Raw genomic sequence first — 10261 nt, forward strand, 5'->3', positions numbered from 1 at the left:
CAGCTTAAACTATTAATGTTTAAGGAGTGGGCTTTATGGAGAATCTGAAAAACCCTATTGTTTTACAAAGAGCCGATCCATTTATTTATAAGCACCATGACGGGTTTTATTACTTTACCGGCTCGCACCCTTCCTACGACCGGATTATTTTGCGGCGCGCAGAACATCTGAATGACCTGTACGACGCAGAAGAACACATTATTTGGAGTAAACACAGCAGCGGCGCTCAGAGTCATTTAATCTGGGCCCCTGAAATTCACCGTGTGAATGGAAAATGGTATATCTATTATGCCGCTGCTCCTGACGACAACATTGATGATAATACGTTCAATCACCGAATGTTTGTGATTGAAAATGAATCAGACAACCCAATTGAAGGCGAATGGAAAGAAAAAGGTGAAATAAATACAGGGCGGAGTGCATTCGCTCTTGATGCAACCACCTTTGAACACAATGGTATCCAATATTATGTTTGGGCACAGCAGGATGTAAATATAAAGGGCCATTCAAATATTTACATTGCTGAGATGGAAAATCCATGGACTTTGGCGACTACCCCCGTTTTGCTGACTAAACCTGAATTGCAGTGGGAAGTTAAAGGCTTTTGGGTCAATGAAGGTCCTTCCGTTTTGATTAGAAACGAAAAGGTTTTTATTACGTATTCAGCAAGTGCCACTGGTATCGATTACTGCATGGGGCTGCTGACAAGTGATGCCGAGGCAGATTTATTGAATCCAAATTCCTGGACTAAAAGCCCAGAGCCAGTTTTTGAAAGCTATTCACCGAATAAACAATATGGTCCGGGACACAATTGCTTTACTGTATCTGAAGATGGCAGCAGCGACATTCTGGTTTATCATGCCCGTAATTATACTGAAATTGTCGGGGATCCCCTTTATGACCCGAATCGTCATGCGCGTGCGCAGGAAATTACATGGGATGAAAACGGTAACCCGGTATTTGGAATTCCTGTGTCGGATGACCGGTGGACTCCAGGCACGCCAACAATATTAACTAAAGAAAATTCCAATGAATAATTTATTGATAATACATGTACGTACATTGAAGGAGGTTTCCCATTGCTGGAACTATTGAAGCAGCAGGTGTGCAGCGCAAATCAGGGACTCGTTGATCATGATCTCGTTACTTTTACCTGGGGGAATGTCAGCGGATTTGACCCCGAGACAGAATTATTGGCCATCAAGCCTTCCGGGGTGCCTTATGAAGAGCTGTCTCCCGGGGATATTGTATTGGTGGATTTAAAAGGAAACGTTGTGGAAGGCGATTTAAAGCCCTCCTCTGATACTCCTACCCATATCGAGCTGTATAAAGCTTTTCCAGGTGTAAAGGGTATTGTTCATACGCATTCGGACTGGGGCACAGCCTGGGCCCAGGCTGGTAAAAGCATTCCCTGCTCCGGAACTACTCAGGCGGATTACTTTTACGGAGATATTCCCTGCACACGTCAACTAACAAAAGAAGAAGTCCGAAATGGTTATGAAAAAGAAACAGGGTCCGTCATTATAGAAGCAATGCAGGGAAAAAATCCTGTGGAAGTACCGGGAATAGTTGTTCACGGGCATGCTCCGTTTGCGTGGGGAAGCTCTCCGGAGGACGCCCTTCATAACGCTGTCGTGCTTGAAAAAGTCGCAAAAATGACCTTTCTTTCCTTCCAGCTCTCAGGTGAGCTTCCCCTTGATGACCATGTACTGCAAAAGCATTACGAAAGAAAGCATGGGGAAAACGCCTATTACGGGCAGTCTAAATAATTCCTACTTTCAAGAGCAAGCCATGGTTTAAACAGGCTTGCTCTTTTTCACGTCTAAAAAGCTTAAAAAGGCTTACATACCTTTTGTATAATAATTAATCTATTTCGTATACCAGCTCAATGCATTCGAATACAGGATCTTATCAGTTGCGTTCTCATCAAATAAATTTTGAACCATTTCAATGTCTTCATACTTGAACGGTCTCGGCGCTCTTGTAGATGGAAGGTCTGTGCCAAACATCAAAGCCTCTGGGTTTACGTTATAAATGGAAGTTAAAGCATTCGCCACATTTAGGTCCACGCGCCCAAAGCCGGTAGCTTTCACCCGAAGGCCTTTATCCACTAATTTCAGCAGATGAGGCAGCCCTTCCTCCGACAGCCCTAAATGATCGATGGATACAGCAGGCAGCTTTTCAATAGTTGCTGCGAGTTCAGGCAGCCCTTTGGCGTCCAAGTAAAGTTCAGAGTGCCAGCCCGCTGTTTCATCCACTCTCCGTGCCATGTACTCGAGCCGGGAAATATCTTCAGATCCGCCCCGCCGGATATTAAACCGCAGCGCCCTCACCCCATGGTCATGCAGCCTTAAAATTTCTTCATCACTCACACTGGACGGCAGCTGAGTTACTCCACAGAATTCGGGCCCCAGCTGTTGAAGAGCTTTTAATAAATACCCCTGATCAAACCCCTGAAACGAACCTGACACCACTGCTCCGCCCAGGACGTTGAGTTCAGCCGTATCCCTCTGATAATCGGCTGCCTCATATTCCGGAGGTATATAGCTTTGATTTTTAGTAATAGGAAAATCAAAATCAATAATGTGCAGGTGCGCATCAAACATTCTCATATTCTTCCTCCTCTTTTATCTCTCCTAAGAATATCCCGGTTCAGATTATTTGGTCAAAAAATCTCTAAATGTTCGCCCCATCTCTCCTCACACATAGTAGGCAATATAATAAAAACATAATATATTTTTGACATTATGTTAAAAATATATTACCATAAATGTAAGGAGGCCATAGATGAATGAAAGAACAAGGTGAATTAACTAATCAGCTGTCGGTATTCCGGGCCAAAAAGGGCTATTCCCAGGCAGAGGTCGCAAAGAGAATCGGTGTGAGCCGCCAGACCATTATTTCCCTGGAAAAAAATAAATACAGCCCTTCTCTTAAATTAGCATTTGAACTAGCGCATCTCTTTGATACCGGTGTGGAAGATATTTTTCAATATAATTTGAAAGGAGAGGACTAACATGGAATGGTTTTTCTATCCGTATTTGGCCGTCTTCCTTTTCTCTCTCATCATCTGGTTTAGATTTCAACACGGCGAAGAAGGTAAAGACGAACGCGGCCGTGAAATTATTAACCGATCGTATTCGATTATTTTTCCCATGTTTCTTATCGGCTGGGTCGTAGTCAGATTGATCGAGGACTTCATCATTCCACTTGACGGGGACGCCTGGCGGAACGCCATGTGGTATTTGATTACCGGAATTATGATCCTCCATTCGGTGCTCATTTTTATCTTTAGAAAGATCTATTAAGATACGCCTTCAGTATAAAAAACCTGCATCTCTTAATTCTTAAGAGATGCAGAGATCTTTTATTGTAAAGAATTCAACGATTCGTTAATGCATTTTTAATTACTTTTTTACCGTGCTTCAGTCTCCTCACGCTGTTTATTGATGCCTGCCCAGATAAGGATCGGAATCAACAATAATGAAAGCATTGACATCCCACTGGACAGCGCAGCAAAACTCGAATACGCTGCGAGGATTTCAGACAATCCTCCACCGATTGCCCCTAAAAAGGCCATCCAGACATCCACGGAACCCTGCGTTTTCGCTTTCGTCGCTAATGGAGTAGCATCAACGACAAAGTTGTGCCACTAATCAATCCAAAATTCCCATCAATTCCGAGCAGTATAAGGACTGTCATTATAAATACGATAGAGTCTGCCGCTCCAGCATAAGTTGTGTTGAAGCCACGAGTCATTTTATTTCATTTAGCTGCTTCAACTATATGAAATATTGAGGAATTCTATTGCATTTTTTATTTCCATTCATTATAATCATTTCATAGCTAATGATTTTGACATTTTAAGAGGCGGTGATGATATTCACGAATTCGATCAATACGGGGAACTTCTTCCGGAGGAACATCAAACCCTGAAACAGTTAGAAGACAGAGGGGTTTCCCTGCTCGATATGGATGCCATTTCGGTAGTTACCAACGTATACCGGTTGGCCCAGGGGCTTCGGAACAAAATGGAACAGGAAGTGCTGCGGAAGTACCGGCTATCCTGGACGGCCTTTTCTTTGTTATACGATCTCTGGGTGCACACACCTTTGGATACCCGGTCGCTGGCTGTGTCCGCAGGCGTATCAAACGCGACGATCAGCAACATCATCCGCACGCTGGAAGACAAATCTTTATGCTATCGAAAATCGGATCTTCGCGACCGGCGCCTCACTTACGTATATATTACGAAAGAAGGTACAGCTGTTCTAGAGGAACTCTATCCTCTCTTTCATCAGAAAGAAGCAGAGATTGTCCAATGCCTTTCCCCAGAAGAAAAAAAACAAACCGCCCAGTACCTGCGGCGGATCATACGTCAACAGCAATTTTAATACACGAAAACAACGAAGAAGAAAACGCAGTAGCTTCTATCTCCCTGGGTACAGAGAGCCGATCGTGCTGAGAGTCGGTCCTATAGATAGAGTGAAATACATTTTTGGAGTTTTCCCGCTGCCCCCCTGGGCAGCGGGACGGACGGGCCGTTATCCGGGAGTTGGAAGAGCTGACAGGCTTCAACAAGGGTGGTACCGCGCGACATATCGCGTCCCTTGATGAAGGCTGTTTTTTATATTCTATTATTTGGGAGGACGTATCATGCAAAACCATCACCAACCATTAACCCCGCAGCAACAACAGCTTGTCCAGGCGCAGATGGACCTTTTCATGCACGGTGTTGAAGAAATTATTCCCCATGAGGAACTTAAACAAAAAATCGCTGCCTCCGTAAGGGAAAGCCGTCCGCTAAAAATCAAGCTCGGCCTCGATCCTTCGGCGCCGGATGTGCATTTAGGCCACACGGTGGTTTTAAACAAATTAAAACAGTTTCAGGATCACGGCCATATTGTCCAGCTGTTGATCGGAGATTTTACCGGAAAAATCGGAGACCCTACTGGAAAGCCCGTCGCCCGGAAGCCACTGACGACGGAACAGGTTGCGCAAAATGCCCAGACCTATTTCGAACAGTTCGGTCAGGTCATTAACATGGACCAGGTGGAGCTTCATTACAATTCCAAATGGCTTGCCCCGCTCTCGTTTGAAGAGGTCATTCAGCTGGCAGGAAAAATTACGACCGCCCGACTGATGGAGCGGGATGATTTTGAAGAGCGAACGGCGTTCGGTCAGCCAATTGCGCTTCATGAGTTCTTTTACCCTGTCATGCAGGGCTATGATTCCGTTGTGCTCGAGAGTGATATTGAACTCGGCGGCACTGATCAATACTTTAATATCCTAATGGGAAGGCATTTTCAGGAGCGGTTGGGCAAAGACAAACAGGTAGCCATGACGATGCCGCTGCTCGAAGGCCTCGACGGCACGAAAAAAATGTCAAAATCCCAGAATAACTACATTGGTATTTACGAAGACCCGGCTTCTATGTACGGAAAAGTCATGTCGCTACCGGATGAGCTGATCGTCAAATACTTTAACCTGGTGACGCCTTTACCGAAAATAGAGATTTATGACGTCGAAACCGGGCTCCGGGAAGAAACCCTGCATCCGAAAGAAGCGAAAATGCATTTGGCCCGTACCATTGTCACCGTGTACCACGACCAGGAGAAAGCTTTGGAAGCCGAGCAGCAATTTATATCCGTTTTTCAGCAGGGGGATATGCCGAAGCAAATACCAGTGGTTACACTTAATGGAGAGCAGCCGTTCAATATTGTTGATCTGCTGGCCACATTACATCTGCTCCCCTCGAAGACAGAAGCACGGAAAATGATTCAGAACCGTGGAGTGAAAGTAAACGGCGAACGCATCGACAGCATCGATGTTTACTTCGAGCTTCATTCAGATCTAATTATTCAAGTTGGCAAGCGGAAATTTATTAAAGTGGTGCCCGCGTAGATAAATATGAAAGCAGCAGTTTTCCATTCAGTGATTACAGGATTTCATGCTCCTAATGGCTATGTATTTTCTACAAACCATAAGATAGCAGCAAACCTTCACGCGAAGTTTATCTGCGTGAAGGTTTATTCATAAATAAAGACACAACCGGCGTATTTTATTTCTCTTTCCGCCAAAAAGTGGAGCAATCTGCTTTATCGGAAATATTAAACTCGATCATTTTTTTAAGTAACCCGTAATCCACCGGCTGCTCCCACGGAATACGCACCAGCTGTTTTGTATACTCATATCCCGCCTTCGTAATTTCTTCTGAAAATTGATCAATAGCCGTTTTTTCCGGTGCAAATGCCAAATGGCGTTTGGCCGTGCTGAAGGCAGCAATAAAGGTACCGTGATCAGTAAACATTGGCTGGTTCCATGCAATTTTCGGAACTAAATGAGAAAACTCCCCTGCTGTCCAATTCAGAATCTCTTCTGTCCGCTCCCGGTGCTCCTGATTTTCCATACGTGATAAATATTCTGTGAAAACTTCCATTAATACCCCTCCATTTAAATTTATTCTCTATTCGTTCTCTTAAAAAACTGTCGTTACCCTACTTATATTCTATCAGTTTAAAAAGGTGAACTGCTGCTTTGTTTAAATTAAAACAGAAAAACGAAATGCACTAGTTGAAATATTGATACATTGAATGATACCCTCAACTATAATAAACGTTCTGTATAGTAAAGGAGTATTGGATGGCTATTTCTGAGAAAAAGAAAGCACTTTTGACCGCAGCGGAAAGACTTTTCTACGAACATGGATTTCGCGGTGTCGGACTGAAACAAATTATTCAGGAAGCAGACGTTGCAACGATGACATTGTATAATCACTTTTCCTCCAAGGAACACTTGGTTGAGGAAGTATTGAAGCAGCGGGAAGAAAGATACTGGTCCTATTTGGACAACTTCGTTCATGACGAAAATGATCACCCCTTTATCACTATTGTCAAAGCACACGGAACCTGGCTGAAGAAAGAATCCTACAAGGGAGACATGTTCCTGCGGGCTATTGAAGACTACGCCGGTACTGATAACGGCATCGAAAGTATCGCCCGTTCCCACAAAGAAAAATTACTGCAGTACTTACAGCATTCAGCTGTTCGTCTCGGGGAAGAAAACCATAATGAAGTCGCCCACTACTTCACCCTGCTGCTCGAAGGCACTACGTCTATGACGACACTCATAGGTGCTGAACAGGCGACAGATTATTCGCTCGCGATGGCCAAAAAAATCGTTACGTAGCTGCGTTATTTTTTATCCCTTTATTATAAAGGTCGTTCTATCTAAAAGGAGGTTAACACCCATTGCGTTTTTCAGCACTAGTGGCTCCAGGAATTATTATGATTGCCGTCGCTTACGGACTCGCCCGGTTTAGCTATGGCCTGCTGCTGCCAAATATCAACGAAGACCTGGAGATGAATTCGACTACTTCCGGTTTTATTTCATCACTATTTTATTTTTCTTATTGTCTTGCCATTGTAGCTGCTACGGTATTTACCACAGAAAAAGGACCGCGGGGAATGATTCTCGCTGCCGGCGCCTCAGCCTTTTTGGGTCTGTTGATCATGGCGACCAGTCCGAACGTCTGGTTTCTTGGTATCGGGGTCCTGCTTGCCGGGGCGAGCACAGGATTTGTTTCGCCACCGTACGGCGCTGCGATCTCGCTTTGGCTGAAGGAAAAACAGCAGGGCCAGGCCAATACCTGGATTAATTCCGGCACCAGTATCGGGCTTGCGCTCTCTGGAGTGGGCGCTGTTTTTCTGGCCTCGGAATGGCGCTTAACATATATGATCTATGCAGGTGTTGCCCTGCTTGCTTTTTTCTGGAATGCGAAAATGATTCCTTCCCCCGGGCCTAAACCCAAGGTAATGTTCGAAAAAGGCAAATTTTCTTTCAGAGGCGTAAAGGGCGCTGTCCCCTTAGTTATTTGTTCTACGATTTTAGGAATCTCCACCGCTGCATTCTGGACATTTTCCATCGATTATTTAACATCGACCAATCAATACAGCGGCAGCGGGACTTCCCTTTTTTGGATCATTATTGGTTCTTCAGGCATCCTTGGCGGCTTTTCCGGGGCTTTAATCGAAAAACTGAGCCTCCCTTTTGCTTATAAATGGGCAAGTTTAGTGATTGGGACCGCTTCTTTACTGTTGGCTCTGTTTCCTGAACAATGGATTCTGGCTTATCTGTCAGCTGCACTTTTTGGTTTTTCCTACATTTTTATTACTGGTGTTTTAATGGTGTGGGGCATCCGGGTGTTTATCCACAACGCTTCACTCGGCATTGGCACTCCGTTTTTACTCCTTGCGCTCGGCCAGGTGCTTGGTTCTATCTTCGCCGGAGCACTGATTGGGGCGTTTAATTACTCGTGGGCTTTCATTATATACGGTTTCATCGGCATATTCGCGATGACCCTTGGTCCGAAGAAAATTAACAAGAGTCTGTACCGGGTTTATCAGCAGACTGATCAATATTATCTTTAAACTTAATGAAAGGGAATAAATAAGAGCAAAGGTCAAATACACCTCTGCTCTTATTGCCATTCTTATTATTTAACTTTGAAGATGCAGTATTAAAACGCCAGCTGCGATCAGCGCTAAAGATATGAATTTTTTTCTCGTGAGCGGTTCCTGGAAATAAAGAGTACCAAGCGTCGCTGTCACAGCGACCATGACTCCGGACCAGATCGCGTACGCGATACTTATATCAATATATTGAATGCTTAACGTCAAAAAATAAATGCAACCGAGAAAAAACAAATAAGCCGCAGCGCTTGGCAGCTTTTCCTAGAACCCTCTGGATAATTTCACCGCCAGGTTAGCTATGACCGCAAACACTAAGCTTACGGTTAATAATAATGCGCCCATCACCAAGCTCCTTTATTATAATTTTGCCGTTCAGGAATATTCAGTCCTACCATCCCCGCCACTACACACAACACCCCGGCGGCTTTAATCATAGACATGCTTTCCTGAAAGAAAATGGATCCGATCAGGACGACCAGCACCGTTCCTCCTCCTGCCCATAAAGCATTTACAATTCCTAATTCATAGTTTTTAGTGAGAATAATATAGCAGCTAAGCGCTACTATATAACAAATGACGACCACAATCGTCCCCTCCAGGTTGGCAAACCCATTCGCCACCTTCATATATGCAGCTCCAATCACTTCTAAAACAATCGCAAAACTCAGTAAAGTGTAGTATTTTAGCATAGAAGCTCCTTTTATTTTTAGAATGGATGTGTACAGATGAATATACGTATGCTGGATTATTTTCTGGCCGTCGCTCAGGAAAAAAATCTTTCCAGAGCTTCCAAAAAGTTATTTATTTCTCAGCCGGCCTTAAGCAAACAAATCAAACAGTTGGAAAGCATACTTGGGTTTTCCCTTTTTGTGCGCTCCACCCATGGGATGATGCTAACCCATAAGGGAGAACAGCTGTATGATGATATTGAACCTCTTGTAAATCAGCTGCACTCCCGTATGAAAAAACATACGGAAAGCAGAATTATTCATATAGGTGCCGACCCTTTACTGGCTTCGTATTATTTTCCGCAGCATATGGAGAGCTTCAGTCCTTTTCAAATTCAGCTCACCCATATTAAGGATGATACGGTCGATTTATTGCCGCTCCTCCGTTCAGGAGATATCGACGCAGCTATTGTCCAGGATCAACCCTCGTACCACGGTCTGGCTTCTGCTTTTTTATTTCACGATGAATTTTTTGCGGCTGTCCCTGTCAATCATCCGTTGGCCCAGTTCGAACGGCTTTCCATAACCCAATGCTTTCAGCATCCCCAAATATTGAGCCCCTCCACCCCTCTATACCAGCGGATCATAAGGCTTATAGATGCTTACAATGCTCCAGTTCCTTCTATTAAGGAAGTTCCTTATAATGCTATTGTGGGATTTGTTGCTCAAGGGTACGGCATTTCCTACCTTCCTTCGATGGTAGTTCAAAACGTGGACTATAGAGGAGTTGTGTTTATACCTCTTCAGGAGGCTCCCCTTCACCGCGACATGTATTTGTTTGCCACCGATCAAATCTATCTGGAAATGCTTCGGAACGGCTTCGACCTGTAATTACTATAAATGCATATGGCAGGTGCGCATAATACTTATTCTGGATGGAAATATAACCAAAAGTTATATCTTCACAAAAAAACACTTCCCTCGTGTAACCGTCAAGTAGAATAGATCACTTTCTCCCAAATAAGATAGATCAACGTTCACCAATTAAGATAGATCAACGTTCACCAATTAAGATAGACCACTTGTTTCGGGAAACAACGTTTGTCTGTACTTCATGCGGAT

Annotated in this window: 14 protein-coding genes and 1 other annotated feature; of the genes, 9 read left to right on the forward strand and 5 right to left on the reverse strand. The window is 44.1% G+C overall.

Going from position 1 to position 10261, the window contains the following annotated elements; all coding sequences use genetic code 11:
• Window positions 1-35: 35 nt before the first annotated feature.
• Together ACTRXI_RS09920 and araD are read left to right on the forward strand one after the other, a co-directional pair.
• Window positions 36-1037: a glycoside hydrolase family 43 protein gene (locus ACTRXI_RS09920; RefSeq protein WP_474262265.1), complete on the forward strand. Its 1002-nt coding sequence runs from the start codon at window positions 36-38 to the stop codon at window positions 1035-1037.
• Between the two features lie 42 nt (window positions 1038-1079).
• Window positions 1080-1769, forward strand: coding sequence for an L-ribulose-5-phosphate 4-epimerase AraD (gene araD / locus ACTRXI_RS09925; RefSeq protein WP_474262266.1), 690 nt, complete (start codon window positions 1080-1082; stop codon window positions 1767-1769).
• A 99-nt stretch (window positions 1770-1868) separates the two neighbouring features.
• Here the strand turns inward: araD and ACTRXI_RS09930 are convergent, their stop codons facing one another.
• A complete protein-coding gene (locus tag ACTRXI_RS09930) occupies window positions 1869-2612 on the reverse strand; it encodes an amidohydrolase family protein (protein WP_474262267.1) in 744 nt (247 codons plus the stop codon).
• A 179-nt stretch (window positions 2613-2791) separates the two neighbouring features.
• Between ACTRXI_RS09930 and ACTRXI_RS09935 the strand changes: the two genes are divergently transcribed.
• Both ACTRXI_RS09935 and ACTRXI_RS09940 read left to right on the forward strand, forming a co-directional pair.
• A complete protein-coding gene (locus ACTRXI_RS09935; RefSeq protein ID WP_474262268.1) occupies window positions 2792-3016 on the forward strand; it encodes a helix-turn-helix transcriptional regulator in 225 nt (74 codons plus the stop codon).
• Between the two features lies 1 nt (window position 3017).
• The gene (locus tag ACTRXI_RS09940) at window positions 3018-3308 is read left to right on the forward strand and encodes a hypothetical protein (protein ID WP_474262269.1); all 291 of its coding nucleotides are present in this window, start codon (window positions 3018-3020) and stop codon (window positions 3306-3308) included.
• 107 nt (window positions 3309-3415) lie between these two features.
• On the opposite strand, the gene ACTRXI_RS09945 is transcribed toward ACTRXI_RS09940, so the two are convergent.
• Window positions 3416-3592 (reverse strand): hypothetical protein, encoded by a 177-nt coding sequence (locus ACTRXI_RS09945; RefSeq protein WP_474262270.1) that lies wholly within the window; start codon window positions 3590-3592, stop codon window positions 3416-3418.
• Window positions 3593-3794: 202 nt separating this feature from the next.
• On the opposite strand from ACTRXI_RS09945, the gene ACTRXI_RS09950 reads away from it, so the two are divergent.
• Complete coding sequence (locus ACTRXI_RS09950) at window positions 3795-4394, forward strand: MarR family transcriptional regulator (protein ID WP_474262271.1); 600 nt, start codon at window positions 3795-3797, stop codon at window positions 4392-4394.
• Between the two features lie 6 nt (window positions 4395-4400).
• Window positions 4401-4614, forward strand: a binding site (T-box leader).
• A 42-nt stretch (window positions 4615-4656) separates the two neighbouring features.
• Window positions 4657-5904 carry a tyrosine--tRNA ligase gene (gene tyrS / locus ACTRXI_RS09955; RefSeq protein ID WP_474262273.1) on the forward strand — a complete coding sequence of 416 codons (1248 nt, stop codon included), beginning with the start codon at window positions 4657-4659 and terminating at the stop codon, window positions 5902-5904.
• Between the two features lie 157 nt (window positions 5905-6061).
• On the opposite strand, the gene ACTRXI_RS09960 is transcribed toward tyrS, so the two are convergent.
• Entirely contained in the window at window positions 6062-6439 is a 378-nt protein-coding gene (locus ACTRXI_RS09960) for an iron chaperone (RefSeq protein ID WP_474262274.1), read from the reverse strand.
• Window positions 6440-6642: 203 nt separating this feature from the next.
• On the opposite strand from ACTRXI_RS09960, the gene ACTRXI_RS09965 reads away from it, so the two are divergent.
• Entirely contained in the window at window positions 6643-7188 is a 546-nt protein-coding gene (locus ACTRXI_RS09965; protein WP_474262275.1) for a TetR/AcrR family transcriptional regulator, read from the forward strand.
• A gap of 62 nt (window positions 7189-7250) precedes the next feature.
• Window positions 7251-8429: an MFS transporter gene (locus ACTRXI_RS09970; protein ID WP_474262276.1), complete on the forward strand. Its 1179-nt coding sequence runs from the start codon at window positions 7251-7253 to the stop codon at window positions 8427-8429.
• Window positions 8430-8498: 69 nt separating this feature from the next.
• Here ACTRXI_RS09970 and ACTRXI_RS09975 read toward each other — a convergent pair whose 3' ends face one another.
• On the reverse strand, window positions 8499-8726 hold the full coding sequence (locus ACTRXI_RS09975; protein ID WP_474262283.1) for a DMT family transporter: 228 nt from the start codon (window positions 8724-8726) through the stop codon (window positions 8499-8501).
• A gap of 86 nt (window positions 8727-8812) precedes the next feature.
• On the reverse strand, window positions 8813-9160 hold the full coding sequence (locus tag ACTRXI_RS09980; RefSeq protein ID WP_474262277.1) for a DMT family transporter: 348 nt from the start codon (window positions 9158-9160) through the stop codon (window positions 8813-8815).
• Window positions 9161-9196: 36 nt separating this feature from the next.
• On the opposite strand from ACTRXI_RS09980, the gene ACTRXI_RS09985 reads away from it, so the two are divergent.
• A complete protein-coding gene (locus tag ACTRXI_RS09985) occupies window positions 9197-10030 on the forward strand; it encodes a LysR family transcriptional regulator (RefSeq protein ID WP_474262278.1) in 834 nt (277 codons plus the stop codon).
• Window positions 10031-10261 lie beyond the last annotated feature (231 nt).

The organism is Marinococcus sp. LNHM4E3-1 (assembly GCF_056034405.1).

Bases quoted from the DNA above. Each gene is read 5' to 3' on its own strand.
- ACTRXI_RS09920 (WP_474262265.1), top strand. From the start codon at position 36: ATGGAGAATCTGAAAAACCCTATTGTTTTACAAAGAGCCGATCCATTT.
- ACTRXI_RS09930 (WP_474262267.1), bottom strand. From the start codon at position 2,612: ATGAGAATGTTTGATGCGCACCTGCACATTATTGATTTTGATTTTCCT.
- ACTRXI_RS09935 (WP_474262268.1), top strand. From the start codon at position 2,792: ATGAAAGAACAAGGTGAATTAACTAATCAGCTGTCGGTATTCCGGGCC.
- ACTRXI_RS09940 (WP_474262269.1), top strand. From the start codon at position 3,018: ATGGAATGGTTTTTCTATCCGTATTTGGCCGTCTTCCTTTTCTCTCTC.
- tyrS (WP_474262273.1), top strand. From the start codon at position 4,657: ATGCAAAACCATCACCAACCATTAACCCCGCAGCAACAACAGCTTGTC.
- ACTRXI_RS09960 (WP_474262274.1), bottom strand. From the start codon at position 6,439: ATGGAAGTTTTCACAGAATATTTATCACGTATGGAAAATCAGGAGCAC.
- ACTRXI_RS09965 (WP_474262275.1), top strand. From the start codon at position 6,643: ATGGCTATTTCTGAGAAAAAGAAAGCACTTTTGACCGCAGCGGAAAGA.
- ACTRXI_RS09980 (WP_474262277.1), bottom strand. From the start codon at position 9,160: ATGCTAAAATACTACACTTTACTGAGTTTTGCGATTGTTTTAGAAGTG.
- ACTRXI_RS09985 (WP_474262278.1), top strand. From the start codon at position 9,197: ATGAATATACGTATGCTGGATTATTTTCTGGCCGTCGCTCAGGAAAAA.